21 protein-coding genes are annotated in these 25,685 nt (G+C 65.8%); 11 read left to right on the top strand and 10 right to left on the bottom strand.

Annotated elements, in window-relative coordinates:
* Window positions 1-35: 35 nt before the first annotated feature.
* Together ACPUER_RS00465 and ACPUER_RS00460 are read right to left on the bottom strand one after the other, a co-directional pair.
* A complete protein-coding gene (locus ACPUER_RS00465) occupies window positions 36-1,622 on the bottom strand; it encodes a glycoside hydrolase family 68 protein (protein ID WP_425130125.1) in 1,587 nt (528 codons plus the stop codon).
* A 362-nt stretch (window positions 1,623-1,984) separates the two neighbouring features.
* Window positions 1,985-3,619 carry a glycoside hydrolase family 32 protein gene (locus tag ACPUER_RS00460; protein ID WP_425130054.1) on the bottom strand — a complete coding sequence of 545 codons (1,635 nt, stop codon included), beginning with the start codon at window positions 3,617-3,619 and terminating at the stop codon, window positions 1,985-1,987.
* Between the two features lie 847 nt (window positions 3,620-4,466).
* On the opposite strand from ACPUER_RS00460, the gene ACPUER_RS00455 reads away from it, so the two are divergent.
* A complete protein-coding gene (locus ACPUER_RS00455) occupies window positions 4,467-5,717 on the top strand; it encodes an MFS transporter (RefSeq protein ID WP_425130053.1) in 1,251 nt (416 codons plus the stop codon).
* Window positions 5,718-5,730: 13 nt separating this feature from the next.
* On the opposite strand, the gene ACPUER_RS00450 is transcribed toward ACPUER_RS00455, so the two are convergent.
* The 5 genes from ACPUER_RS00450 to ACPUER_RS00430 all read right to left on the bottom strand — a co-directional run bounded on the left by ACPUER_RS00450 (window position 5,731) and on the right by ACPUER_RS00430 (window position 12,609).
* Window positions 5,731-6,093: a YbjQ family protein gene (locus ACPUER_RS00450; protein ID WP_425130052.1), complete on the bottom strand. Its 363-nt coding sequence runs from the start codon at window positions 6,091-6,093 to the stop codon at window positions 5,731-5,733.
* A gap of 196 nt (window positions 6,094-6,289) precedes the next feature.
* Complete coding sequence (locus ACPUER_RS00445) at window positions 6,290-7,543, bottom strand: M20/M25/M40 family metallo-hydrolase (RefSeq protein ID WP_425130051.1); 1,254 nt, start codon at window positions 7,541-7,543, stop codon at window positions 6,290-6,292.
* 79 nt (window positions 7,544-7,622) lie between these two features.
* The gene (locus ACPUER_RS00440; RefSeq protein WP_175962249.1) at window positions 7,623-9,335 is read right to left on the bottom strand and encodes a M36 family metallopeptidase; all 1,713 of its coding nucleotides are present in this window, start codon (window positions 9,333-9,335) and stop codon (window positions 7,623-7,625) included.
* A gap of 489 nt (window positions 9,336-9,824) precedes the next feature.
* A complete protein-coding gene (locus ACPUER_RS00435) occupies window positions 9,825-10,769 on the bottom strand; it encodes a GlxA family transcriptional regulator (RefSeq protein ID WP_175962289.1) in 945 nt (314 codons plus the stop codon).
* A 259-nt stretch (window positions 10,770-11,028) separates the two neighbouring features.
* Window positions 11,029-12,609: an isocitrate lyase gene (locus ACPUER_RS00430; RefSeq protein ID WP_258284277.1), complete on the bottom strand. Its 1,581-nt coding sequence runs from the start codon at window positions 12,607-12,609 to the stop codon at window positions 11,029-11,031.
* A 707-nt stretch (window positions 12,610-13,316) separates the two neighbouring features.
* On the opposite strand from ACPUER_RS00430, the gene ACPUER_RS00425 reads away from it, so the two are divergent.
* From ACPUER_RS00425 to ACPUER_RS00400, 6 genes are all read left to right on the top strand, one after another.
* Window positions 13,317-14,270, top strand: a complete 954-nt coding sequence (locus ACPUER_RS00425) for a choline ABC transporter substrate-binding protein (protein WP_072441929.1) — start codon at window positions 13,317-13,319, stop codon at window positions 14,268-14,270.
* 79 nt (window positions 14,271-14,349) lie between these two features.
* On the top strand, window positions 14,350-15,279 hold the full coding sequence (locus ACPUER_RS00420; protein ID WP_175962250.1) for a 3-keto-5-aminohexanoate cleavage protein: 930 nt from the start codon (window positions 14,350-14,352) through the stop codon (window positions 15,277-15,279).
* A gap of 82 nt (window positions 15,280-15,361) precedes the next feature.
* A complete protein-coding gene (locus tag ACPUER_RS00415) occupies window positions 15,362-16,327 on the top strand; it encodes an L-carnitine dehydrogenase (RefSeq protein ID WP_034180716.1) in 966 nt (321 codons plus the stop codon).
* Window positions 16,328-16,349: 22 nt separating this feature from the next.
* A complete protein-coding gene (locus ACPUER_RS00410; RefSeq protein ID WP_425130050.1) occupies window positions 16,350-16,838 on the top strand; it encodes a thioesterase family protein in 489 nt (162 codons plus the stop codon).
* A gap of 28 nt (window positions 16,839-16,866) precedes the next feature.
* Entirely contained in the window at window positions 16,867-17,835 is a 969-nt protein-coding gene (locus tag ACPUER_RS00405) for an alpha/beta hydrolase (protein ID WP_425130049.1), read from the top strand.
* Window positions 17,836-17,857: 22 nt separating this feature from the next.
* On the top strand, window positions 17,858-19,063 hold the full coding sequence (locus tag ACPUER_RS00400; RefSeq protein ID WP_425130048.1) for a TauD/TfdA family dioxygenase: 1,206 nt from the start codon (window positions 17,858-17,860) through the stop codon (window positions 19,061-19,063).
* Window positions 19,064-19,264: 201 nt separating this feature from the next.
* Here ACPUER_RS00400 and ACPUER_RS00395 read toward each other — a convergent pair whose 3' ends face one another.
* From ACPUER_RS00395 to ACPUER_RS00385, 3 genes are all read right to left on the bottom strand, one after another.
* The gene (locus ACPUER_RS00395) at window positions 19,265-19,567 is read right to left on the bottom strand and encodes a DUF4148 domain-containing protein (RefSeq protein ID WP_034180712.1); all 303 of its coding nucleotides are present in this window, start codon (window positions 19,565-19,567) and stop codon (window positions 19,265-19,267) included.
* Window positions 19,568-19,781: 214 nt separating this feature from the next.
* The gene (locus ACPUER_RS00390; protein WP_425130047.1) at window positions 19,782-20,768 is read right to left on the bottom strand and encodes an oxidoreductase; all 987 of its coding nucleotides are present in this window, start codon (window positions 20,766-20,768) and stop codon (window positions 19,782-19,784) included.
* A gap of 167 nt (window positions 20,769-20,935) precedes the next feature.
* Window positions 20,936-21,226: a DUF3331 domain-containing protein gene (locus tag ACPUER_RS00385; protein ID WP_034180711.1), complete on the bottom strand. Its 291-nt coding sequence runs from the start codon at window positions 21,224-21,226 to the stop codon at window positions 20,936-20,938.
* A 665-nt stretch (window positions 21,227-21,891) separates the two neighbouring features.
* On the opposite strand from ACPUER_RS00385, the gene ACPUER_RS00380 reads away from it, so the two are divergent.
* From ACPUER_RS00380 to ACPUER_RS00365, 4 genes are all read left to right on the top strand, one after another.
* Entirely contained in the window at window positions 21,892-22,656 is a 765-nt protein-coding gene (locus tag ACPUER_RS00380) for an SDR family oxidoreductase (RefSeq protein ID WP_175962255.1), read from the top strand.
* Between the two features lie 40 nt (window positions 22,657-22,696).
* Complete coding sequence (locus ACPUER_RS00375; RefSeq protein ID WP_111018759.1) at window positions 22,697-23,539, top strand: ureidoglycolate lyase; 843 nt, start codon at window positions 22,697-22,699, stop codon at window positions 23,537-23,539.
* Window positions 23,540-23,562: 23 nt separating this feature from the next.
* A complete protein-coding gene (locus ACPUER_RS00370; protein WP_425130046.1) occupies window positions 23,563-24,840 on the top strand; it encodes an L-fuconate dehydratase in 1,278 nt (425 codons plus the stop codon).
* A 62-nt stretch (window positions 24,841-24,902) separates the two neighbouring features.
* The gene (locus tag ACPUER_RS00365) at window positions 24,903-25,679 is read left to right on the top strand and encodes an SDR family oxidoreductase (protein ID WP_425130045.1); all 777 of its coding nucleotides are present in this window, start codon (window positions 24,903-24,905) and stop codon (window positions 25,677-25,679) included.
* Window positions 25,680-25,685 lie beyond the last annotated feature (6 nt).

Raw genomic sequence — 25,685 nt, 5'->3', positions numbered from 1 at the left:
CACCGTACAACTCACCCTGTAACAGTCAGGCCAGCTTATGGCGCGTTGCCTCCTCCATTGTTCGCGCCGCCCCGACCGAGAGCGGGCCGGTTGGCTGAGATATCGCCGTATCCGCCCAGACCGCCGGTGCCATAGGTCAGGTCGACCGCCGACGATGTGAGGCCAATGTTGATTTTCACGGTCGGCGCCAGCGAGCCGCCGCGCCGTGGGCCGATCGCGTCGATGAAGGACTCGACCAGACCGCCGGGCATCACATAGTGCGAATACGACTGGAATGTCCGCGGATTCTGGTTCGGGTCCAACGCAAATGGAAAGCCGACCGGTTGAGTGAGGTCGGTCGGGTTTCCGAGCACCAGGCCGCTCCCCCTGTTCATCGGCAGGAAGTCGCTGCGAATGCCGTTGCCGACGAAGCCCATCACCCCATCCGGCCCGTCAACGCCGGTCGCATAGGTCGAACGGTGGGTGATCGTGAAAAGGTAGTACTTGCCGTTGGACAGATAGATCTGCGGCCGCTCGGTCTGATCGTCCACGCAGTTCGCAGACAGAATCGGTGGGAGAAACTTCCATGCAGTGAGCTGAGGGTTCGTCGCGATCGCGAGGCCGACGTTCGCTTTCTGCAGTACCGCGCTTGACGCATTCACCGCAGCCACAGTCTCCGCGAACGGGTCCCCGGACACATAGCCGAGGTCGTCGGCAGTGCACGTGGGCGCCCCGCGCGGGCCGGCAGTGTTGCCCTCGAACACCATGTACGTATCGCCCGGATGAGCCGGATCGAGGAACACGTACGGGTCGCGGAAGTTGTAGAAATTATTTTGCGCACCATTCTGATACAGGACGCCGTCGGGTTGCAGCAGCGCCTGGTGGTCGTTGAAGCCGTCGAACCACACATGCGTGGCGTCCGCGTGGATATGGCCGTCCGCACGCGTGATGATCGCAACCGGCGGCGTGATGTCCGGGCCGCTCGGGGACGTCTTGTTAAACGCTAGCGCCGTATAGTAGATACTGAGGTTAGCGCCGTTGGTGAGGCGGGCCGAGCCGGACCATTCGGCGTTTTGCGTGATCGGCACGGTGGGGCCGAAGACCTTGATGCTCGAGCCATCCGGGAACAGATGGCCGCCGAAGGTCCACCCGCCGTTCGCGGGCCGCTGCGACGCGGGAATCCCGGTCTTGCGGTAGAAGAACCCGATCCGCGCATGCACGTGCCGGTCATCGAACGAATAACCGCCGTGGCGGTCGGCGGTCAGCGAGAAAATCACATCCCAGCCCTTGTAGCTGAGCTGCACCGCGTGCAGATCGGCGAGAGGCCAGGTATCCCATACCCAGAAATCGGCATTGGTATCAGGAAAGTCTGCGGGGATGTTCGGCATGGTGAGCGCAGGGGGAAGGGAGTTCCCGCCGACTGTGGTGGGAAGGGATATGGCCTTGATCTGGCGGGCATCCGCCCGTGTCCACCGGGAGGTGAAGTTGGTGGCCGGATCGAAGGCCTGCTGCGAATGTGGTGTCGGTGCCGGGAATTGCGCTTGAGCGGGTGCTGCGATGATGGCGAGGAGTGCGGCGGAAACTGCGTTGGTCAGTAGACGGGATTGGGCCAATCGGGTTCGTGGAGAGCAGCGATATACCATCATTTGTCTCCCAGGTAATGATCCTGATGATCAGTAGCACGCCATAATTCTTAACGACGCGCGACTCCAGTCAAGAACACGCGTTTGAACGTGTCAACCGATTGATTGTGTCAGTCCGAATGCCGATGGGATTGGCCCGGTGCTGGCATCGTCGGTATTACATGCATAGTTCAAAGTCGCGCCCATTCGTCGAGCGGGTGGACCATCCCGGACGCCTTGACGTTCGCGATGTGCGATGCGACGCGACTGATCGGGAGCCTTGAGCTTAGAGAGAGTCAGGCAAGTCCTTGTCGTAGATCCAGCATGCGATGCGTTGCGGCGGCGCCCCGTTTTCATCCGACCTTTCGCGCCAGCTTTTTGCACTATTGTTCCGCACCGCGCGGACCAGCGAGACGGGTAATCGTCATATCGATGAACGTCGCGTCGCCGTTGTCGGCGAAGACCGACACGCGATTGTCGTCGGGTGCCGGAAAGATGAGGTCCGTGATGACGGCATGGCCCTCGCCCGTAAACACTTCCACCGAATTCCGGTCAACCAGCACGGTAAGGTGCAACTTCCCGTTCTCCAGCGGCAAATTGACAACGTGCTGCTTGCTGAACGCGTTCGAGAACTGGGTGTCGCCGGACCTCGACCGGTCGAGCGTCAAGGTACGGTTTGCGGTGTCGTAGAAGATCCGAGTGCCCGTCTCACCATCGGCCGAGCCGCGCACGATGAGCCCGGCACGCCTGGCCGAATGCGGGCTGATCGTCACGTCGATGTTCTGCACGGCGCCGCGCGTGGCCGGCGCGAGTTCGCGGGTTGCCGACGACACCGTCAGCGTTTTCACGTGCGTCGCCGCAAGGCCTCGCACGAAGGACGCATACTGCGCGACCGGCGCGGACGTGAGCCGCGGCATTCCGTTAATGGTTTTCAGCGCGAGCACGCGGGGCAGCGCCATGGCGCCCCGCCACGGTGTGGTCGGGATCTGCGCCGCGTAGTCCCAGTTGCTCATCCAGCCGATCGTGATCGCCTGGCCGTCCGGCGCATTGGCGAACGTGCCAGCCGCGTAGTAGTCGGCGCCGTTGTCGAGCCACTGGTACTCGGCAGGATCCGAGCCGGCCGGCGCCACATGCTCCGGCGTGAACGTGCGGCCGTCGAAGTGGCCGACGAAATACATCACGCCGGAGCCGCCCGCAATCGACCACGGATTGACGTTGACGATCATCACCCACTTCTGCCTGCGACTGTCGCCGTCGAGTGGCAGCGGAAACAGGTCCGGCATTTCCCAGAGCGTTCCGTGATGGGGGACGTTGCGCAGCGTAAAATCACTGAGAAATTCCCAGTCGATCAGGTTGTGCGAGCGGTACATCTTCACGACGTGCGCGTCGGCGACCACGGTGGTCATCAGCCAGTAGCCGCCCGGCGCGTACCACGACACCTTCGGGTCGCGAAAGTTTTTTGATTCCGGGTTGAGGGTGAGCACCGGATTGTGTGCGTACTGCCGCCATGTCCGACCGCCATCGTTGCTGTAGGCAAGCGACTGCGCCTGGGTGCCGGGCGCATGGCCGGAGGCGGCCTTGTATACGCTTGTGTAAAGCGCGACGAGCGGCGCCGAACACGCGGTGCCCAGTCCGGAAGTGTTGTGCGCATCGACGACGATCGAGCCGGAGAAAAATTCCTCGGTCGGGTTCGCGCGCATCGCGACCGGCTGTTCCTTCCAGTGGAGCAGATCCCGGCTGGTGGCGTGTCCCCACGACATATCGCCCCATACGTTGGCATTCGGGTTGAACTGGTAGAACAGGTGGTACAGGCCCTGGTAGTAGACCAGTCCGTTGGGGTCGTTCATCCAGTTGCGCTGCGGTGTGTAGTGAAGTGCGGATCGCCACTGCGGTGTGTCTGGACCACCTTCGCGCGACGCTTCGGATGCCGCCGCACACGCCGTTGTCGCAACGGCCAGCATTGCAATCACACAAGCGGAGAGGAGCCTCAAGATACGCATTATTTTCTGGTAACGCATGGGACAATCTCTCGTTCAATATAGAACTGGAAGTTCCCGGTTCCAATCACGTTGGAAGCGATCACGCCGCATTCTGGCCATGGAACCACGTCGATTCTCCGCTGTTACGCAGGTTCCTGTAGCGCTGTGCGCCCAGAATTGATTTAGCAGATGTTTGCTGGATACCGCTTCATGCAGAATCCCGGAAGGATTCCGATAGGGTATGAGTACTTCCGTAGCAATACCGGGTGGGTTGGTCGAATCGTTCATCAACGCAATCCGACTTCGGCGCGATGCTCTGGCAAGCCGGCCGCGTCCGTGTATGGGTTATTACACAACCGTCACCGCAGCACAGCCACCGCCCATACCATCGTGATCAGCAAAAGACGAACAGCCCAGTCCAGTTCGAAATCCCCGGTCAAACACGCGACGCGCGTTCAGCATGGGTAGCGTGCGCCGATTTGCTCCCGTCGATGACGCGATGAGCCTGACTGGTGCGTGACTGTCAGCTACCTGGTGCGGATCCGGCGTTCGACTGACCGCTCCACGAAACGGATGAACGGCGATAGATGGCCGATCCCCGACAGTCTGCCCCGCGTTCCCCGGAAATCCACGACGAACTTCTTTTTTGCGGTGCGGGACGGATGCGCCGGTGTAGTGCGCTCCTGCCTCGGCCGATCGAACGGCCGTTTTGCCGTGATTGACATATCATCGCGATTTGGCCGCGTCTGCGCTGTCCAGCCGACCGTCTCCACGACCGGGGACCGATATCGCGTCGCGATGGGCAAGTCGTTGCGCAAGCACGCACATGCGCAGGTAGCCGCTCGTTGAGCGGTTGCGTCACGCACCGCCGATCGCCGAGACCCCGATGACCGCCCACTTACCCGAACCCGCTCCTTCCTCCCCGTTACCTGCCAACCTGTTCCGTCACGCGCCGTTCCAGCGCTTCTGGGGCACGCGCGTGATGTCGTCGCTGGCCTTCCAGATCCTGTCGGTCGCAATCGGCTGGTACGTGTACGCGCTCACGCACAGCGCGTTCGCACTCGGTCTCGTCGGCCTCGCGCAGTTCGTGCCGATGTTCGCGCTGACGCTCGTCGTCGGGCAAGTAGCCGACCGCTACGACCGCCGGCGCATCGCGACGATCTGCCAGGGCGTCGAGGCGCTGGCCGCCGGCGTGTTCCTGCTCGGCGCCGTGCAAGGGTGGCTGGCCGCGCCGGCCGTGTATGCGCTCGCGGCGATCGTCGGCACGGCCCGCGCGTTCGAGTCGCCGTCGGTGTCGTCGCTGCTGCCGGCCGTCGTGCCTCGCACCGACCTGCCGCGCGCGACCGCGCTGTCGACGTCCGCGAACCAGGCCGCGCAGATCCTCGGGCCCGCGTTCGGCGGTCTGCTCTACGGTGTCGGTGCGCCCGTCGCGTTCGGCACGAGCGTCGTGGCATTCGCGATCGCGGCGGTGCTGAGCGGCACGATTCCGTTGCGCAGCGCGCCGCCTGCACGCGAGCCGGTCACGCTGCGTTCGGTGTTTTCGGGGATCGGGTTCATTCGGCGCGAACCGGCGATCCTCGGCGCGCTGTCGCTCGACCTGTTCGCGGTGCTGTTCGGCGGCGCGACCGCGCTGCTGCCGATCTACGCGCGCGACATTCTGCAAGTCGGGCCGTGGGGGCTCGGCGCATTGCGCGCGGCGCCCGCGGTCGGCGCGCTCGCAGGCACGCTGTGGCTTACGCGTTTCCCGTTGAAAGGGCGGCCGGGCCGCGCGATGTTCGGCGGCGTGATCGCGTTCGGCATCGCGACGATCGTGTTCGGGCTGTCGCGGCACTTCGCGCTGTCACTCGTTGCGCTGGCCGCGCTGGGCGCATCGGACGTGGTCAGTGTCGTCGTGCGCCTGTCGCTCGTGCAGCTTCGTACGCCAGACGACATGCTCGGGCGCGTGAGCGCAGTCAATTCGCTGTTCATCGGCACGTCGAACCAGCTCGGTGAATTCGAATCGGGCGTGACGGCCGCATGGTGGGGTGCGCCGACGGCAATCGTCGTCGGCGGTGCTGCGACGATTGCCGTCGCGCTCGCGTGGATGCGGCTGTTTCCTCAGCTCACGAACATGAAGTCGCTCGAGCGCGACGTGTGACGCATGACGCGCGTCACACGTCCTGCGTCACACGCACGGCCGTGCCATAGCAGATCACTTCCGTGACGCCCGACCCGATCTCGGTCGAGTCATAGCGCATCGCGACGACTGCGTTCGCGCCGAGTTTGCGCGCATCGGCGAGCATCTTGTCGAATGCCTGCTGGCGGGCTTTCTCGCACAGCGACGTGTAGAGCGTGATGTTGCCGCCGAAGATCGTCTGCAGCGATGCGCCGAACGAGCCGACGATCGAGCGCGAACGCACGATGATGCCCTGTGCGACGCCGAGCGAGCGAACGGTCGTATGGCCGGGCAGGTCGAATGCGGTCGTGACGCGAGCGGGTGACAGATCGTCGACGGAGCGGGTGGTGTCGGTCATGGGGGAAGCGTGTAGCGGAGTGATCGAACGACGATTCTATCCGGATGATCACGCGTTCGCGGTTCGACGGGAGTCAAGCGTGCGACGGAGGTGACGCACGATGCCGGCGGCGGACCCTTCGCGAAGGACGCGTGTGCGAGCCGCGAGCACATGCGTCCTTCGTTTCCGGATCGACGAACGACATGACCGCCTGCCGTCAGGGCTTCACGGCTGCGGAGCCATCCCCGCCGAGATCGACCGCATAGGCCAGCGCCAGCTTCCCGAACTTCAGCGCGTGGTTTGCCTGGCGATCCGAGTTCTCCAGCGTGTCGTTCACGGTATGGATATACGGGCTGTCGTTCTGGTCGGCCTCGAACGGGAACGACGCCGGATAGCCCTGCGCATTCCACGACGCATGATCCGAGCACGCATACCCGCACTGCGACGTGCCGATCGCGAGTTCCGGCAGGTAGGTCTTCGCCAGATTCGTCAGGTAGGTGTTCTGCGACGCGTTCGTGTAATCGGTGATCAGGTAGATATCCTTCGGATCGCCCTTGTAGTTCGTCATGTCGAGCTGCAAAACGCCGACCACGTTCGCATTCTGCGCGCGGAACTGTTTCGCGATCGCCTTCGAGCCGAGCAGGCCGGCTTCTTCTGCCGCGTATCCGACGAACTTGATCGTCCGTTTCGGCCGGTAGTTGTTCGCGAGCAGCACGCGCAGCGCTTCGGTGAGGCTCGCGATGCCCGACGCATCGTCGTCCGCGCCGGGCGAGCGCGTGTTCTCCGTCGTGCGGCCGACGGTCGAATCGAGGTGGCCGCCCAGCACGACGGTGCCCGCGGCCGGATCGCTGCCGCGGATCGTCAGGATCACGGATTTCTGCGGAAAGCCCGTGTGCGCGAACTGTTCGACGGTGATGTCGGCGCGCGCGCCCGCCAGTTGCTTCCACTGCAGCGCGAGCCAGTCCGATGCGGCAACGCCGTGCGACGTCGTGTAGTAGCGGTTCGTGAAGCCCGACAGCGACGTGATCGTGCCGACGATGTTGCTGGCCTGCAGTTGCTGGATCCAGGTGCCGATCTGCGGCACGTTCGACACCCTGTACGCGGGTGCCGCGGCGTGCTTCGCGAGCGCCGGCGGCAACGGCTGCAGCGCCTGGCGCGCTTCGTCGAACGAATCGTGCACGACGTAGCCGGGCCCGTGGCCGCGCGTGCGGTGCACGGCGTGGGCCAGCTCGCCGAGTCGCGAATCGTCGATCTCGACGACATGAACCGTTTCGCGGCGCGCGGCGCCATCGGCCGTCTTGCCGGCATCGACGGTCGTGCTGTATTGCGCGGTCGCGCTCGCATCGATGCGTTGAAGCTGGCGGAACGCCGCATCGCCGAGCGTGATCCACACGGGGGCCGCATGCGCGGCTGCAGTCAACAGCATGCCGCCCAGCGCGGCGCTCAGATGAGTGAGTTTCAGAGTAGGCATGTTCGATCTCGCGAGGGTAACGATGTCGAGGAGGAGGGCGCGCCGCAGGTCGTGCGATGCGCCCCCGCCTGCTGCGGAACTACGATTTCTGCGGCACGGTCACGCCGTACGTGCAGCTCTTGTTGTACGCATTGCCGATCGCCGTGAGCTGCGCGCTGCTGTAGCCGAGCGCGGAGGCGGCCGTCAGCACGGCCTGAGCGGCGGCCTTCTGGTTGGTCGAGCTGTTGGTCATCGACAGCCCCTTCAGGAACGCCTTGTCCATCGCCTGCGCGCCGATCGCGTCGCGCGCGACGAGGTTGCACGATGCCCAATACTGGCCGGCCGTATGGATCTCGGCACCGCGCGCCTGCGCATAGGTGCGCCCGACGTTCCAGTTGGTCACGCGGCCGCCCCAGTACTCGTTGTGGCCGTCCCAGTTGAAGACCCAGTTGTACTGCGCATCCGACGGGCTCCACTGGTTGAAGTCGCGGCTGTACGCGGCGGCGAGATAGTCGCCGGTGCCTTCGGACAGCCCCTCCTGCTGCGACAGGCCGCCGTTGGTCACCCAGTCGTGGATGCCGTGGCCGAGTTCGTGAATCACGACGTCCGCATCCTCGGCATCGTCGACACCGCCTTGCCCGAAGGTCAGCCGGCCGCTGCTCGACGAGTACGACGAGTTGTCGTCGCCCGATTCGCCGTGCGGATCGTACTGCACGCCGCCCGTGTACTGGTACGGCAACGCCTTGATGCCGAGCGTCTGGTTCACGTAGCGCAGGAACGTGTCGATGTGGTAGTACGCGTTCACAGCCTCGAAATACAGGTTGCCGCGCGTGAACTCGAACGCGGGCGTCGACTGCAGCGGGCACGCGTTGTCGCGCGGCGCATCGAAATCGACGCACGCCGCATACGGGCCCGACAGCGCGTAGCGCGCGCCCGACTGCCCGAGATCCTTCAGCGTCACGCGCACGCGCGCGGCCGTGAGCTGAGTCGAATCGGCGTCGCTGCTGTCCTTGTAGCCGGTGCTGCCGTAGCTGCTTTTCGTCGGCGACAGCGGATCCGGACGGAACACGAAGCCCGTGCCGTCGGTGGCATAGAACGCCTTGTCCTCGGCGCGCAGCACTTCGCCGCTGCCCGAGTCGATCAGCAGTTCCCAGTCGCCCTTCGGGCCGTCCTGCGGGCGGCCGCGCACCTTCCATGCGGTGTGCGTGCCGGCCTTGTCGACGAACGCGACGAGCTGCGCGTCGAGATTCGTGAAGCCGCTCACGCCGAGATACGCGCGCGCACGGTCGAGCGCCTGCTGCTGGTCGACCGCCTGAGACTTGCGCGACGTCGCGACCACGCCGTTGATCGTGTTGCTCGCAACGTACAGGATGCGGCCGTCCTTCGCGACCGTCACCGCGATGTCGCTGCCGTACACGGGCAGCCCGGCGGCCTGCTGCTGCAGGCGCACGACAGTGAAGTCGGCATCGTCGCGCTCCGACGTGACGACGAGGCTCGCGAGCGCGGCCGCGTCGAGCCCGAGCTGCGTCGCCTGCGTTGCGACGAAGTCGCGCGCGATTGCAGCGGGTGTCGCGGCGGCCTTCTTCACGCGATACGCGGGGTTGTACAGCGTGACGGCGACGCCGTCCGCGCGGAACTGCCCGGTGGCCGTATCGGCTTTCGCGGCGGGCGGCGCGACGCCGCGCGTCAGGCTTTCGCGCAGGCTCGCTGCCTGCGGATTCGAGACCTTCGTATCGGCCGCGGTGCCGCCGACGATGCCGAAACCGAGCGCAAGGCTCAGGGCGAGCGGCAATGCTTTGCGTGATGTCTGCATACGTGATCCTCATCTCAACGGTTGGACACGCCCGCGTACTCGTGGCGCGCAGGCACGACACGGCCCGCGCGCCGGCTCGATGGAACCGGTGCGGCGAAGCGGTGTTGGGAGCGTCGACTGACTAAGGAAACCTAAATGTCAGGTCGAGAAGAAACAGGCGGGAGCAGCGGTGGGGAAGCGAACGGCAGGCAGGTGCGGCGACGGCGAAGCGAGCATCGTCATGTCAGACCCCTCGGATCGATACTGATATCGGTTGGATATCGGCCGGCAGCCTTGCGCGGATCGACATGCGTCGAATCCAGTCTCTCGTCTCGTTAGGCTGCCTATCTAATTGCGAGGTATGTTACAGAATATTTTCGGCGACATTGCAAATTATTTTCGACGATCGCTTCGGTCCGTCGATCGATCGCCGGCATTGTTCAGCGAGCGGCGGGAAACGCCGCCGGAACGCGCAATACCACGCAGGATTGTGATTAAAACCCGCGACGATCAGCGTGTTGCGCGACGGTCGCTGCGCGGGCTCAAGCCGAACCGCGCGCGATACGTGCGCGAGAAATGCGACGGCGATTCGAACCCGCACGCGACGCACACCGACGTGATGCTCATGTCGGTCTGCTGCAGCAGTTCGCGAGCACGATCGAGGCGCAGGTTCAGGTAGAAATGCGTCGGCGTATCGTTCAGCGTCGCGCTGAACAGCCGTTCGAGCTGGCGTCGCGTGATCGATACGTCCTGCGCGAGCGCGTCGGAGCCGAGCGGATTTTCCATGTGCTGCTGCATCGTGCCGATCACCTGGATCAGCTTGCGGTTGTGCACGCCGTAGCGCGCGGCGATCTCGAGCCGCTGGCTGTCCGAGCGCTGCCGGATGCGGCTGACGACGAACTGCTCGGAGATCGCCGCCGCGAGATCGGCGCCGTGCCGGCGCCCGATCAGGTCGAGCATCATGTCGATCGACGCGGTGCCGCCCGCGCACGTGATGCGCCGGTCGTCGATCTCGAACAGCTCCTGCGTCGCGTTCAGGCCCGGATAGCGCTCGCGGAACGCGGCCAGCGCTTCCCAGTGCAGCGTCAGCGGCTGCGACGCGTCGAACAGCCCGGCTTCCGCGAGCACGAAGCTGCCCGTGTCGATGCCGCCGAGCGTCGCGCCGTGCCGGTGCTGGCGGCGCAGCCAGTCGCCGAGCGCGCGCGTGTAGCACACGAGCGGATCGAAACCCGCGACGACGAACACCGTATCGACCTGCGCGACGTCCGCGCACGCGGCTTCGGCGGCGACGGGGATGCCGTTGCTCGCGGTGACCGGCGCACCGTCGGCGCTGATCACGTGCCAGCGGTAAAGCTCGGTGCGGAAGCGGTTCGCGACGCGCAGCGGCTCGACCGCGGACATGAAGCCGAGCGCGGAGAAGCCGGGCAGCAACAGGAAGTGGAAATCCTCGGGCATCGGGGCAGGGGATGGAATCCGGTGGTCGTCGCACATCGCACGGGATTGCGAACGGACGGGCACACGCCGCGGCCGGCTCGCAGGCGCCGAACGGTCAGCGTCAGCGGGAGATTATCGCGGGTTTTGCCCGGCTCCAGCACGTTTTTGCGGTACGCACGGTCCGGCGCGCGGTGGTCGACGGCAGTTCGCCGGAACGACTTCCCGAATAAAAAAACGCCAGCCCGGCTGGGCTGGCGTTTCGCTTCGGGTATGACCGGTATCAGAACTGGTTCATCGTGTTGTCCTTACCCGCCGCCTTCAGCGCCGCTTCGCCGCTGAAGTATTCCTTGTGGTCGTCGCCGATGTCCGAGCCGGACATGTTCTGGTGCTTCACGCAGGCGATGCCCTGGCGGATTTCCTTGCGCTGCACGCCGGCCACATAACCCAGCATGCCCTGGTCGCCGAAGTATTCCTTGGCCAGGTTGTCGGTCGACAGCGCGGCGGTGTGGTACGTCGGCAGCGTGATCAGGTGGTGGAAGATGCCCGCTTCGCGCGATGCGTCGGCCTGGAACGTGCGGATCTTCTCGTCGGCCAGCTTCGCCAGTTCGGTCTCGTCGTATTCCACGCTCATCAGCTGCGCGCGGTCGTATGCCGACACATCCTTGCCCTCGGCCTTCATCGCGTCATACGCCTGCTGACGGAAATTCAGCGTCCAGTTGAACGACGGGCTGTTGTTGTACACCAGCTTCGCGTTCGGGATGACCTTGCGAATCTCGCTGACCATGCCGCCGATCTGCGCGATATGCGGCTTTTCGGTTTCGATCCACAGCAGGTCGGCGCCGTTTTGCAGAGCGGTGACGCAATCCAGCACGCAGCGCGCTTCGCCCGTGCCGGCGCGGAACTGGAACAGGTTGCTCGGCAGGCGCTTCGGACGCAGCAGCTTGCCGTCGCGCTTGATGACGACGTCACCGTTGCCCAGTTGGTCGGCCGACAGTTCTTCGCAATCGAGGAACGAGTTGTATTGATCGCCCAGGTCGCCCGGCGTGCTGGTCACGGCGATCTGCTTGGTCAGGCCGGCGCCCAGCGAGTCGGTACGGGCCACGATGATGCCGTCGTCCACGCCCAGTTCCAGGAACGCGTAGCGGATCGCGCGGATCTTCGCGAGGAAGTCCTCGTGCGGCACGGTGACCTTGCCGTCCTGGTGGCCGCACTGCTTCTCGTCGGACACCTGGTTTTCGATCTGGATGCAGCATGCGCCCGCTTCGATGAACTGCTTGGCCAGCAGGTACGTGGCTTCCGCGTTGCCGAAACCCGCGTCGATGTCGGCGATGATCGGCACGACGTGCGTCACGTGGTTGTCGATTTTTTCCTGGATGGCGGCCTTCGCAGCGCCTTCGGCTGCATCCAGCTCGCGGAACAGGCCGCCCAGCTCACGGGCGTCGGCCTGGCGCAGGAACGTGTACAGCTCGCGGATCAGCGCGCTGACGGAGGTTTTTTCGTGCATCGACTGGTCCGGCAGCGGGCCGAACTCGGAGCGCAGCGCGGCCACCATCCAGCCGGACAGATAAAGGTAGCGGCGTTCGGTGCTGTTGAAGTGCTTCTTGATGGAGATCATCTTCTGCTGGCCGATGAAACCGTGCCAGCAGCCGAGCGACTGCGTGTACTTCGCCGGGTCGGCATCGTAGGCGGCCATGTCTGCGCGCATGATCCTGGCGGTGTACTTCGCGATGTCCAGACCCGTCTTGAACTTGTTCTGGGCACGCATGCGGGCGGCATACTCGGGGCTGATGGCATTCCACGCGCTGCCGTGGTTTTCTTTCAAACCGGCAACTGCCTTGATGTCGTCTTGATACTGGGCCATGTCAATCTCCTGAGAGCAAAGCGCGTTTGAGTAAATGGTCGAGCGTGGCGCTCCGTATGTCGAAGCGAACTGCATGACTGAATAGTAACGCCGCTCGATGCGCTTTTGATGATGTCTTATATAAGACATAAGACATAAATTTCCCTTGTTTTTCAATGAGATGCGTGGCGATTTTTGCGATGCAAAACAAGTTTTCAAGCGGCGAAAAAGGGATGCCGCGGGAATTCGACGCGAGTTCCGCAATGTGAAACGGTCTTTCGGCTGCTGGAGGAAGGGCAGCACGATGGTTCGAGCAACGATTGCTCGCGGGACGATCGTGTAGACGTCTGTTTCTACGAACGGACGGACGGCTTTCCAACGTACGATCAAGCGCGCTGTGGAAGTCGCCGGGCCGACCTGGTCAATACATCCGAGCGGCTCCAGCTTCGAGCCCGAAGCCGCATCGGCATCCCGTCCCTTCCCGACGGAATCGAAAGCCTCGCGCCGCATGCGGACAAGCCCGCTTCACCCAAAACACGCGGCAAAACCCCGTCCAACAAGCCTCTCCAAAACACTAGTGGTTTCCACCCATAGTCGCAAATAGTCAAGAACAGGTCGCCGCCGGTCTTCTCGCGGCCAATATGGCTCGTTACTTTTACTCCCACGATGCAGGCCGGCGCACACCCCGCGCACCGGCTGCGACGAGTCCCACCGGGAGGAACCGAACCATGAAGTCGACGAAGATCGCCGCGCTTGTCGCGGCCGTGCTGGCGACCGCCGCGTTCACGAACGCGGCGCGTGCCGAAACGGATGCCGCGACCTGCCGCACCGTGCGTTTCGCGGATATCGGCTGGACCGACATCACGTCGACCACGGCGCTCGCGTCGACCGTGTTCGAGGCGCTCGGCTACAAGCCGACCACGACGATCGCGTCGGTGCCGATCTCGTTCGCCGGCCTGAAAAGCAAGCAGCTCGACGTGTCGCTCGGCTACTGGTGGCCCGTGCAGCAGAAACAGCTCCAGCCGTTCCTCGACAGCAAGTCGATCAACGTCGTCGAAACGCCGAACCTGTCCGGCGCGAAGGCGACGCTCGCGGTGCCGAGCTACGAATACCAGGCCGGCCTGAAGACTTTCGAGGACATCGCGAAGCACCGCGCGGAACTCGACGGCAAGATCTACGGGATCGAGCCGGGCAGCAGCGCGAACGCGACGATCCAGAAGATGATCGACACGAACCAGTACGGGCTCGGCGGCTTCAAGCTGGTCGAATCGAGCGAGGCCGGAATGCTGGTGACGGTCGAGCGCGCGATCCGCGAGAAGAAGTGGGTCGTGTTCCTCGGCTGGGAACCGCATCCGATGAACATCCAGCTCAGCATGAACTACCTGTCCGGTGGCGACGCGTCGTTCGGCCCGAACTACGGCGAAGCGCGCGTGTACACGCTGACGGCGCCCGACTTCATCGCGCGCTGCCCGAACGCAGGCAAGCTCGTCACGAACCTGCGTTTTTCGACGCAGCTCGAGAACCAGCTGATGCAGTCGGTGATGAACAAGACGAAGCCGGCCGACGCCGCGAAGGCCTACCTGAAGAAGAACCCGCAGGTGCTCGATCCGTGGCTCGCAGGCGTCAAGACGTTCGACGGCAAGGACGGCTTACCGGCGGTCAAGGCGTATCTCGGCCTGTAATGGCCTGCACGTTGCACGACGCGTGCACCGAAAAAACATCAGCAATGCGGAATAACCAGAGTCAAGCGAGGCAAACAGCATGAACCATGAAGTCATCGTGACCTGCGCCGTCACCGGCGCGGGCGATACGGTCGGCAAGCATCCGGCGATTCCGGTCACGCCGAAGGAGATCGCGGCCGCTGCGATCGAGGCCGCGAAGGCCGGCGCCACCGTCGCGCACTGCCACGTGCGCGATCCGCAGACGGGGCGCGGCAGCCGCGACCCGAACCTGTACCGCGAAGTGGTCGACCGCATCCGCTCGGCCGACGTCGACGTGATCATCAACCTGACGGCCGGCATGGGCGGCGATCTCGAGATCGGCCCGGGCGAGGACCCGATGCGTTTCGGCAAGGGCACCGATCTGGTCGGCGGCCTCACGCGTCTCGCGCACGTCGAGGAACTGCTGCCCGAGATCTGCACGCTCGACTGCGGCACGCTGAATTTCGGCGACGGCGACTACATCTACGTGTCGACGCCCGCGCAGTTGCGCGCCGGAGCGAAGCGCATCCAGGAGCTCGGCGTGAAGCCGGAGCTGGAGATCTTCGATACGGGCCATCTGTGGTTCGCGAAGCAGTTGCTGAAGGAAGGGCTGCTCGACGATCCGCCGCTGTTCCAGCTTTGCCTCGGCATTCCGTGGGGCGCGCCGGCCGATACGGGCACGATGAAGGCGATGGTCGACAACCTGCCGCCGGGCGCGCACTGGGCCGGCTTCGGGATCGGCCGCATGCAGATGCCGATGGTCGCGCAGGCGATGTTGCTCGGCGGCCACGTGCGCGTCGGCCTCGAAGACAACATCTGGCTCGACCGCGGCGTGCATGCGACCAACGGCACGCTCGTCGAGCGCGCACGCGAGATCGTCGAACGGCTCGGCGCCCGCGTGCTGACGCCAGCCGAAGGCCGCCGCAAGCTTGGCCTGCCCGCACGCGGCGAGCGTCCGCTCGAACGCCGTGCGATCGCCGAATTCGCTTGAGTTTTTCCTGATCGATACGACATGGCGGCGCGCGCAGGCGTGGTCGCCCACCAATTTCCCTTGAATTGAAGGATGCGTTGACATGGCTGTGAAGACCGACATCAAGACATTCGCTGCCATCGGCACCGGCGTGATCGGCAGCGGGTGGATTTCCCGCGCGCTCGCGCACGGTCTCGACGTGGTCGTATGGGACCCCGCGCCGGGCGCGGAAGAACGGCTGCGTGCGAACGTCGCGAATGCGTGGCCCGCGCTCGAACGCGTCGGCCTCGCTCCTGGCGCCGATCCCGCGCGGCTGCGTTTCGTGCCGACGATCGAAGCGTGCGTCGCCGATGCCGATTTCATCCAGGAAAGCGCGCCCGAGCGCGAGGCGCTGAAGCTCGAACTGCACGAGCAGATCAGCCGCGCGGCGAAACCCGACGCGATCATCGCGTCGTCGACGTCGGGGCTGCTGCCGACGGATTTCTACGCGCGTGCGACGCATCCGGAGCGCTGCGTGGTCGGCCATCCGTTCAATCCGGTCTACCTGCTGCCGCTCGTCGAGGTGCTCGGCGGCGAGCGCACGTCGCCGGAAGCAGTCGAAGCGGCGATGGAGATCTACCGCAAGCTCGGCATGCGGCCGCTGCACGTGCGCAAGGAAGTGCCGGGCTTCATCGCGGACCGGCTGCTCGAAGCGCTGTGGCGCGAGGCGCTGCACCTGGTCAACGAAGGTGTCGCGACGACCGGCGAGATCGACGACGCGATCCGTTTCGGCGCGGGCATCCGCTGGTCGTTCATGGGCACGTTCCTGACCTACACGCTGGCGGGCGGCGACGCGGGCATGCGACACTTCATGCAGCAGTTCGGCCCTGCGCTCGAACTGCCGTGGACGAAGCTGGTCGCGCCGACGCTCACCGACGCGCTGATCGACAGCGTCGTCGAAGGCACGACCGAACAGCAGGGCACGCGCAGCATCAAGGAACTCGAACGCTATCGCGACGAGTGCATTACCGAGGTGCTGAAATCGATCGCCGCGGTGAAGGCGCGGCACGGGATGCGATTCGAGGACTAGGAACAGACTCTAAGGACAGGCGATGACGGGCGATACCCCGCTGACGATATACCGCGACGTGGTGCGGCCCGAATGGGTCGACTACAACGGCCACCTGCGCGATGCGTTCTACCTGCTGATCTTCAGCTTCGCGACCGATGCGCTGCTGGATCGCATCGGCCTCGACGACGCCGCGCGTCGCGAGCGGGGCCGCTCGGTCTACACGCTCGAAGCGCACGTGAACTACCTGCACGAGATCAAGGAGGGCACGCAGGTGCGCGTCGATGCGCGCGTGCTCGCGCACGACGCGAAGCGGCTGCACCTGTATCTCGAACTGTTCGCGGATGGGCACGACGACGCGGTATCGGCGAGCGAGCAGATGCTGCTGCACGTCGATACGCGCGACGGCGCGAAGTCTGCGCCGTTCGATGAAGACGTCGCCGCGCGCGTGGCCGAGCTTCATGCGTTGCAGCGCGATTGCGCGGAGCCGGCGTATGCGGGCCGCGTGATCGGGCTGCCGCCGCGGCGCTAGCGTCGATCTTCAACCGCGGAGGCATGCGATGCTCGAACCGGAAATCGCGGCGTTCGTCGCAGCCGTCGACACGTGGTATCCGGCCGACGCGGCGGCGCGCTCGCCCGGCGAGCAGCGCCGCCTCTACGACCGCTTCGCGGCCGAGTGGACACCGGCGGCTCTGCCGACCGGCATCGTGCAGCAGGATGCCGTGTGGCACGCACCGGACGGACGCGCGATCGCACTGCGGCGTTACACGGCCGCGCACGGTACGCCGCGCGGCACGGTGCTGTTTTTTCATGGCGGCGGCTTCGTCGTCGGCTCGCTCGACAGTCATGCACTGATCACCGCGCAACTGGCGGCCGACACGGGGCTCGACGTGATCGCGGTCGACTACCGGCTGGCGCCCGAACACCGCGCACCGGCTGCTCTTGAGGATTGCCTTGCCGTCACACGCGCCGCGCGCGATGCGCGCTGGCCGTTCGGGCCGTGCGCGTGGCCGCTGACGCTTGCGGGCGACAGCGCGGGTGGCATGCTCGCGGCGGCCGTCGCGACCGCGCTGCGCGATGCGGGCGAAGGCGGCATCGACGGCATCGCACTCGTCTATCCGATGCTCGGGTTCGAACCGCAATCGCCCGCGCGCGAAACGGAAGCGCATGCGCCGATGCTGACGCTCGACGACGTCCATCGCTATTGCGCGCTGTACTGGGACGGCCAGTTGGACGGCGACCTGCCCGATGCACTGCTGGACGGCAATCCGCTGCTGCGTGCGTCGGTGCCGCTCGCGGCGTCGCGTTTCGACGGCTTGCCGCCCGTGCTCGCGATCGGCGCCGAGCACGATCCGCTGCGCGACGATGCGCGCGTGTACGTCGAACGGATTCGCGCGGCCGGCGGCGCTGCGCACTACTGGATGGGAGAGGGGCTGGTGCACGGCTGCTGGCGCGCGCTCGGGACGAGCCCGCAGGCGGCGCGGATGCACCGGACGGTCGGCGGGTTTCTGCTCGCACCACACGCGTAGCGGGCGTTTCCGGGAGGCAACGATGCAGGCAGCGCAACACCGTATCGAGGACTGGCGGACGTTTTCCGCCGACGCGGCCAATGCGGCCATTGCCGCGGTAGCAATCGGCGACGGAGCGGTGGACGTCGAATGGAGCGACGCGCGACGATCGCCGTTTCACTTCGACTGGCTGCGCGACAACTGCGCGTGCTCCGCATGCGTGCATGCGGTCACACGCGAACAGGTGTTCGAGATCGCCGACGCGCGCGAGGATCTGTCGGCGCTCACCGTACACGTCGAAACCGACGGCGCGCTGCACGTCGAGTGGAACGACGGGCATCGCAGCGCGTGGTCGCCGGGCTGGTTGCGCGCGCATGCGTACGACGACGCGTCGCGCGCCGAGCGCCAGGCCGCGCACGGGCGGCACGTATGGGCCGGCGACGATGCGACGGCGATCGGCGTGTTCGCGTGGCGCGACGTGATGGAGGACGACGGCGCATTGCTCGCCTGGCTCGCCGCGTTGCAGCGCACCGGGCTGACGCTCGTCGAAGGCGTGCCGGCCGAGCGTGGCCGCGTCGACGAGACCGCGCGCCGCGTGGGCCTGATCCGCGAGAGCAATTTCGGCGTGCTGTTCGACGTCGAATCGAAGCCGCGCCCGGACAGCAATGCGTATACGTCGCTGAACCTGCCGCCGCACACCGATCTGCCGACGCGCGAGCTGCAGCCGGGCGTGCAGTTCCTGCATTGCCTCGCGAACGACGCGACGGGCGGCGACAGCGTATTCCTCGACGGGTTCGCGCTCGCGGACGCGCTGCGGCGCGAGCATCCGGCCGATTTCGAGCAGCTTGCGTCGACGCCGTTCGAGTTCTGGAACAAGAGTGCGAACAGCGACTACCGCTGTTCGGCGCCGGTGATCGGGCTCGATGCGCGCGGCAACGTGACCGAGGTACGTGTCGCGAACTTCCTGCGCGGGCCGCTCGATGCGCCGGCCGGATCGGTTGCGGCCGTTTATCGCGCTTATCGGCGGTTTCTCGCGCTCGCGCGCGAGCCGCGCTTTCGCGTGCAGCGCCGGCTGCGGGCGGGCGACATGTGGGCGTTCGACAACCGGCGTGTGCTGCATGCACGCACCGAGTTCGATCCGTCGACGGGCCGCCGGCATCTGCAGGGCTGCTATGTCGATCGCGACGAACTGCTGTCGCGGTGGCGGGTGTTGTCGCGTTCGGTGCCTGCTGCGGCCGTGCCGCGCTGACCGGCGGCGCACACGGCGTCATCTTGCACACACGCATGCTTCGCAGACGAAAAAGCGCCCGGACGTAAAGCGTCCGGGCGAAGCCACCCGCTGCCGGGCGGCGGAGGTATGCGTTTCACAAAAAAGACGAGCCCCGCAAAGGGGCTCGTCCGGATACGGCTTCATCGCGCGACGCGCGGCGCCCGCCGGGGGCGCATCGGCTTACTGGCCGAAGAAGATCGAATCGCGTGCGTTCGACGACGCCGCGGCAGCCGGGGCGCCCGAGTGGACGAGCGGAGCCGGTTGCGCGCCGTAGCCGCTGGCGTCGGCGCCATGAACGCGCGCTTCCGCGCTCTGGATATCGTTCGGGTAGTACGGGCTCGACACGCCCGGCTTGTAGCCGGCTTGTTCGAGCTGGACCAGTTCGTTCTTCACTTGCGCGCGGGTCACGGTGCTTTGCGCGAATGCGCCGAACGAAGCGGACAGGGCGGCAGCGGCAACGACTGCGGAAACGAGCGATTTCATGATGACCTCCGGTGTTTTATTGAGTTCGCTCTCGACACCATGTCTTAAGCGATTGATCAAATCTTAGTCATCGGATGGTTGAGGGTAAACGCTGATTTTGACGATAAATTGTTTCCTGGGCGGTAACAGTGGTGCGCCGAATCAGTCTTTCAGCCGGCTTTCTTTTCGGTTGATGCAATAAGTATGAAGAATGTTGCGGATCGCGATGCGCGGTTCAGTGCGCGTCGGCCGCCGTGTCGAACGGCCGGCCCGGCGAGCGCCCGGCCGGCGCGCCCGAGCTGAGGAAGCGCACGCCGGTCGCGGCTTCCGATGCTTCCCACAACAGCGCCGCCGAAGCCACGTCTTGCGCCGAGCGCGGCACGCTCGCGGGCGCCGGCAGCCCGCGCGATTCGAACCAGCCGGACGGCCCGATATATGTGCCGCCCGCGAGATCGGGCGCGGTCGCCGCGTGGATCGCGGGCAGCGCGCCCTGGTCGGCCGGCTGCGCGAGATAACGGTTCGCGGCGCGCATCAGCGCGGCGCGGGCGGGCGAACTGTCCATCGCCGGGCCCGCGAACTGCAGGTTGGTCGCCGCATAGCCGGGATGCGCGGCGACGCTGATCCCGGCGAACGCGGCGCGCTCGAAGCGGCGCTGCAGTTCGATTGCGAACACGAGGTTCGCGAGCTTGCTGTCGCAATAGGCGAGATAACGGTTGTAGCGATGCTCGGCGCGCAGGTCGTCGACGCGAATCCGGCCGCCGCGGTTCAAGCCGCTCGACATCGTCACGACGCGTGCGCGTCGCGCGGCGCTCAGCGCGGGCAGCAAATGGCCGGTCAGCGCGAAATGGCCGAGGTGGTTGGTGCCGAACTGCATCTCGAAGCCGTCGCGCGTGTGCCGCAGCGGCAGGAACATCACGCCGGCGTTGTTGCAGAGGATGTCGACGCGGCCGTGGCGTTCGGACACGTCGGCCGCGAAGCGTTCGATCGACGCGAGATCGGCGAGGTCGAGCGCATCGACTTCGACATGCGCATCGGGATGGAGCCGGCGGATCGCATCGACGGCCTGCGCGGCGCGCGCGGCGTCGCGGCAGCCCATCACGACGGTTGCGCCTTTTGCGGCTAGCGTTTCCACGAGCTGCCAGCCGAGGCCGCTGTTGGCGCCGGTCACGACCGCGACCTTGCCGCCCTGCGCCGGGACGTGGCGCGCGCTCCATGCATGCATGTCTGTCTCCATCGACACGGCCGATCGACCGCGGCACGTAATCGTTACATTGAGTGGTGTAACGATAGTGCGTGCGGACGTGGCAGACAAGCGGGGGAATTAGACCGGCGCTTCTAGGGTCGACGCGCGGCGTGGTGCAGCGGGCCGCGGTACGCGGCTGGCAGGATTTACCTGCCCCCGGCGAGGCCGAGCACTTCGGCGGCGGAGATCATCGCGGCCGCGTTCGCGGGCGCCGGGCGTTCGGCCGGGCGGAAGACTTCGTCGCCGCGATGGATGACCTGGCGCGACAGTGCGCAGGTGCCGGTGCGTTGCGCGAAGCGGCGGCGCCAGCGCTGTTCGCCGTAGTGACAGCGGCCGGGTTCGACCCAGCGGACGACGAGCAGCGTATCGGACTGTTCGAGGATTTCGACGTGGACGTCGGGGGGATCGAGCACAGGCAGGGATTGGGAGGCCTTCATTTTGCCGTTTCCTAAAGCTCGTGCGGTTCGGTCGTGGCAGTGGATGTCACTACCCGATGGCGAATCCGTAGCGGGTTCCATGAGTGGTGCGCTAAATGTAAGCGTCTGTGACCGGAAAAAACATCCTGTCTGGCTCAAATTACCTTTTGCCGATTTAGAAACAATCCACGCTCATTTTCTGGGGATCCACGGACAAAAACGCCCCGGACGGAAAGTCCGGGGCGGAAAATCGGCCCGCGCGCCGTGTCTGCTCGCCCAGTCACGGGATACATCGCCGGGGGACGGAGTGCCCGCAGGGATCGAACGCGGGCGGGGAGGCGATGTATCGGAAACGCGGTCCGGCAAGGCCATGATGGCGCGCGCATCCCGTTGAGACGCTGACGCGAACATGACTTTTTTGCCAGTTTGGCGCGGCGGCCGCGTCGGGGTGCATGCGAAAAATCAGCCGAGAAGCTCGCTGGCATTGGGTTGGCATAAATCCGAAAGCACGCTGCCACGGCCGGTCGAGCGCCGGATTCTTGTCGATCCGACGGATTTACCTGCCCGGGTAAATACTGAATCCCAAATTCGTGACAAACGCGCAATCACTTCCTATGATTGGTTGGACCTTTAGTCCTTTGTGCCAATCGGCCGACTAGCGGCCGGCTTTTACGGGAGAGGTGCTCATGAGATTGCAGGGCAAGCGGGCGCTGGTGACGGCGGCCGGGCAGGGCATCGGCCGCGCGACCGCGCTGCGGTTCGCAAGCGAGGGCGCCGACGTGCTGGCGACCGATATCAACGAAGCCGCGCTCGTGCGGCTCGCGGCCGACGCCGAACGCGCGGGCGGCCGGCTGACCACGCGTCGGCTCGACGTCACCGATGCGAACGACGTCGCTGCGCTCGCCGCGAGCGAACGCGCGTTCGACGTGCTGTTCAACTGCGCGGGCTACGTGCATCACGGCTCGATCCTCGACTGCGACGACGACGCGTGGGCGTTTTCGCTGAACCTGAACGTCACGTCGATGTACCGGCTGATCCGCGCGCTGCTGCCCGCGATGCTCGCGGCGGGCGGCGCGTCGATCGTCAACATGTCGTCGGCCGCGTCGAGTGTGAAGGGCGTGCCGAACCGCTTCGTGTACGGCACCACCAAGGCGGCCGTGATCGGCTTGACCAAGGCGGTGGCCGCCGATTTTGTCGGTCAAGGCATTCGTTGCAACGCGATCTGCCCCGGCACGGTCGAGTCGCCTTCGCTCGAGGCCCGTATCGCCGAGCAGGCGCGGACGCAGAACACGACCATCGACGCGGTGCGCGCCGCCTTTGTCGCGCGCCAGCCGATGGGGCGCGTCGGTACGGCGGACGAGATCGCCGCGCTGGCGACCTATCTGGCATCCGACGAGTCCGCATTTACCACCGGCGCCATTCACCTGATCGACGGCGGCTGGTCAAACTGACCACGCCTTCCCATTCACTTTCCGTTTCGGTTCAGACGATATGAAACTGCTGAGATTTGGCGACAAACATCATGAAAAACCGGGCCTGCTCGATGCGCAGGGCCACATCCGCGACCTGTCCGGCGTGATCGACGACATCGCCGGCGACGCGCTGTCGCCGGCCTCGCTCGCGCGGCTGCGCGACATTCCGCCGTCGTCGCTGCCGCTCGTCGAAGGCACGCCGCGGCTCGGCGCGTGCGTCGGGCGCGTCGGCAAGTTCATCTGCATCGGGCTCAACTATTCCGATCACGCGGCCGAATCGGGGATGGAGGTGCCGAAGGAGCCCGTCGTGTTCGGCAAGTGGACGAGCGCGATCTCGGGGCCGAACGACGACGTCGAAATTCCGCGCGGCTCGGAGAAGACCGACTGGGAAGTCGAGCTCGGCGTGGTGATCGGCCGGGGCGGCCGCTATATCGACGAAGCCGACGCGCTGTCGCACGTCGCCGGCTACTGCGTCGTGAACGACGTGTCGGAGCGCGAATACCAGCTCGAACGCGGCGGCACGTGGGACAAGGGCAAGGGCAACGATACGTTCGGGCCGCTCGGCCCGTGGCTCGTGACGGCCGACGAAGTGCCCGATCCGCACGCGCTGCGGCTGTGGCTCGACGTCGACGGCCACCGCTACCAGAACGGCACGACCGCGACGATGGTGTTCCGCGTGCCGCACCTGATCAGCTACCTGAGCCGCTTCATGAGCCTGCAGCCGGGCGACGTGATTTCCACCGGCACGCCGCCGGGCGTCGGCCTCGGGCAGAAGCCGCCCGTCTACCTGCGCGCCGGGCAGGTGATCACGCTCGGCATCGACGGGCTCGGCGAGCAGCGCCAGCGCACCGTGCAGGCCTGATTTCCTTTAACGGACGGTTCGTCATGCCTATCATTCGATCGATGCGCGTCCTCGACGTGCGCTTTCCGACCTCGCGCCAGCTCGACGGCTCCGATGCGATGAATCCGGACCCCGATTATTCGGCGGCCTACGTCGTGCTCGAAACCGACCGCGACGGGCTCGAAGGTCACGGGCTCACGTTCACCATCGGGCGCGGCAACGAAATCTGCTGCGCGGCGATCGACGCGATGCGCCACCTCGTCGTCGGCCTCGACCTCGACTGGATCCGCGAGGACATGGGCCGCTTCTGGCGGCACGTCACGTCGGACAGCCAGTTGCGCTGGATCGGCCCCGACAAGGGCGCGATCCACCTGGCGACCGGCGCCGTCGTCAACGCGGTGTGGGATCTGTGGGCGAAGGCGGAGGGCAAGCCGCTGTGGCGGCTCGTCGCCGACATGAGCCCCGAGGAGCTGGTGCGCGCGATCGACTTCCGCTACCTGACCGATTGCCTGACGCCGGACGAAGCGCTCGACCTGCTGCGCCGGCAGGCGGCCGGCAAGGCCGCGCGGATCGCGACGCTGGAGCGCGACGGCTACCCGTGCTACACGACGTCGGCCGGCTGGCTCGGCTACAGCGACGACAAGCTGCGCCGGCTGTGCCGCGAAGCGGTGGAAGCGGGGTTCGACTACGTGAAGCTGAAGGTCGGCGCGAACCTCGAGGACGACATCCGCCGCGTGACGATCGCGCGCGAGGTGATCGGCCCCGAGCGCAAGCTGATGATCGATGCGAACCAGGTGTGGGAAGTCGACGAGGCGATCGACTGGGTGCGCGAACTCGCGTTCGCGCGGCCGTGGTTCATCGAGGAGCCGACGAGCCCCGACGACGTCGAAGGGCATCGCAAGATCCGCAAGGCGATCGCGCCCGTGCAGGTCGCGACCGGCGAGATGTGCCAGAACCGCGTGCTGTTCAAGCAGTTCATCGCGCGCGGCGCGATCGACGTCGTGCAGATCGACGCGTGCCGGCTCGGCGGCGTGAACGAGATTCTCGCGGTGATGCTGATGGCCGCGAAGTACGGGCTGCCCGTGTGCCCGCATGCGGGCGGCGTCGGGTTGTGCGAGTACGTGCAGCACCTGTCGATGATCGACTACGTGTGCATTTCCGGCACGAAGGAAGGGCGCGTGACCGAATACGTCGATCACCTGCACGAGCATTTCGTCGAGCCGTGCGTGGTGCGCGGCGCAGCCTACATGCCGCCGACGGCGCCCGGTTTTTCGATCGAGATGAAGCCCGAATCGCTGGAGCAGTACCTGTTCCGCGGCTGAAGCACGGCGACGCCCGACGCGCGTCGCCCGCGGCGAGAAAACATGAACGACGGAGACGCGAAGTGGATTTGAACCTGCAAGACAAGGTCGTGATCGTGACCGGCGGTGCCTCGGGCATCGGCGCCGCGATCTCGATGCGGCTCGCCGGCGAAGGTGCGATTCCGGTGGTGTTCGCGCGCCACACGCCCGACGACGCGTTCTGGCGCGAGCTTGTACAGAAGCAGCCGCACGCCGCGTGCGTGTCGGTCGAACTGCAGGACGACGCGCAATGCCGCGATGCGGTCGCGCAGACCGTCGCGCGTTTCGGCCGCATCGACGGCCTCGTCAACAACGCGGGCATCAACGACAGCATCGGCCTCGACGCCGGGCGCGACGCATTCGTCGCATCGCTCGAACGCAACCTGATCCACTACTACGTGATGGCGCACTACTGCGTGCCGCACCTGAAGGCGGCGCGCGGCGCGATCGTCAACATCTCGTCGAAGACCGCCGTCACCGGGCAGGGCAACACGAGCGGCTATTGCGCGTCGAAGGGCGCGCAGCTCGCGTTGACGCGCGAATGGGCCGTCGCGTTGCGCGACGACGGCGTGCGCGTGAACGCGGTGATCCCGGCCGAGGTGATGACGCCGCTTTACAGGAACTGGCTCGCCGGCTTCGACGATCCCGATGCGAAGCTCGCCGAAATCGCCGGCAAGGTGCCGCTCGGCAAGCGCTTCACGACGGCCGACGAGATTGCCGACACGGCCGTGTTCCTGCTGTCGGATCGCGCATCGCACACGACGGGCCAGTGGCTGTTCGTCGATGGCGGTTATACGCATCTCGACCGCGCGATCGGCTGAATGCAC

The sequence above is a fragment of the Burkholderia sp. DN3021 genome (genome assembly GCF_049805555.1).
GTDB classification, from domain to species: Bacteria; Pseudomonadota; Gammaproteobacteria; order Burkholderiales; family Burkholderiaceae; genus Burkholderia; species Burkholderia pyrrocinia_C.
This window is presented reverse-complemented; position numbering and strand designations above follow the sequence as displayed.

Coding starts and splice junctions, on each gene's coding strand:
- ACPUER_RS00465 (WP_425130125.1), bottom strand. CDS start 1,622: ATGGTATATCGCTGCTCTCCACGAACCCGATTGGCCCAATCCCGTCTA.
- ACPUER_RS00460 (WP_425130054.1), bottom strand. CDS start 3,619: ATGCGTTACCAGAAAATAATGCGTATCTTGAGGCTCCTCTCCGCTTGT.
- ACPUER_RS00455 (WP_425130053.1), top strand. CDS start 4,467: ATGACCGCCCACTTACCCGAACCCGCTCCTTCCTCCCCGTTACCTGCC.
- ACPUER_RS00450 (WP_425130052.1), bottom strand. CDS start 6,093: ATGACCGACACCACCCGCTCCGTCGACGATCTGTCACCCGCTCGCGTC.
- ACPUER_RS00445 (WP_425130051.1), bottom strand. CDS start 7,543: ATGCCTACTCTGAAACTCACTCATCTGAGCGCCGCGCTGGGCGGCATG.
- ACPUER_RS00440 (WP_175962249.1), bottom strand. CDS start 9,335: ATGCAGACATCACGCAAAGCATTGCCGCTCGCCCTGAGCCTTGCGCTC.
- ACPUER_RS00435 (WP_175962289.1), bottom strand. CDS start 10,769: ATGCCCGAGGATTTCCACTTCCTGTTGCTGCCCGGCTTCTCCGCGCTC.
- ACPUER_RS00430 (WP_258284277.1), bottom strand. CDS start 12,609: ATGGCCCAGTATCAAGACGACATCAAGGCAGTTGCCGGTTTGAAAGAA.
- ACPUER_RS00425 (WP_072441929.1), top strand. CDS start 13,317: ATGAAGTCGACGAAGATCGCCGCGCTTGTCGCGGCCGTGCTGGCGACC.
- ACPUER_RS00420 (WP_175962250.1), top strand. CDS start 14,350: ATGAACCATGAAGTCATCGTGACCTGCGCCGTCACCGGCGCGGGCGAT.
- ACPUER_RS00415 (WP_034180716.1), top strand. CDS start 15,362: ATGGCTGTGAAGACCGACATCAAGACATTCGCTGCCATCGGCACCGGC.
- ACPUER_RS00410 (WP_425130050.1), top strand. CDS start 16,350: ATGACGGGCGATACCCCGCTGACGATATACCGCGACGTGGTGCGGCCC.
- ACPUER_RS00405 (WP_425130049.1), top strand. CDS start 16,867: ATGCTCGAACCGGAAATCGCGGCGTTCGTCGCAGCCGTCGACACGTGG.
- ACPUER_RS00400 (WP_425130048.1), top strand. CDS start 17,858: ATGCAGGCAGCGCAACACCGTATCGAGGACTGGCGGACGTTTTCCGCC.
- ACPUER_RS00395 (WP_034180712.1), bottom strand. CDS start 19,567: ATGAAATCGCTCGTTTCCGCAGTCGTTGCCGCTGCCGCCCTGTCCGCT.
- ACPUER_RS00390 (WP_425130047.1), bottom strand. CDS start 20,768: ATGCATGCATGGAGCGCGCGCCACGTCCCGGCGCAGGGCGGCAAGGTC.
- ACPUER_RS00385 (WP_034180711.1), bottom strand. CDS start 21,226: ATGAAGGCCTCCCAATCCCTGCCTGTGCTCGATCCCCCCGACGTCCAC.
- ACPUER_RS00380 (WP_175962255.1), top strand. CDS start 21,892: ATGAGATTGCAGGGCAAGCGGGCGCTGGTGACGGCGGCCGGGCAGGGC.
- ACPUER_RS00375 (WP_111018759.1), top strand. CDS start 22,697: ATGAAACTGCTGAGATTTGGCGACAAACATCATGAAAAACCGGGCCTG.
- ACPUER_RS00370 (WP_425130046.1), top strand. CDS start 23,563: ATGCCTATCATTCGATCGATGCGCGTCCTCGACGTGCGCTTTCCGACC.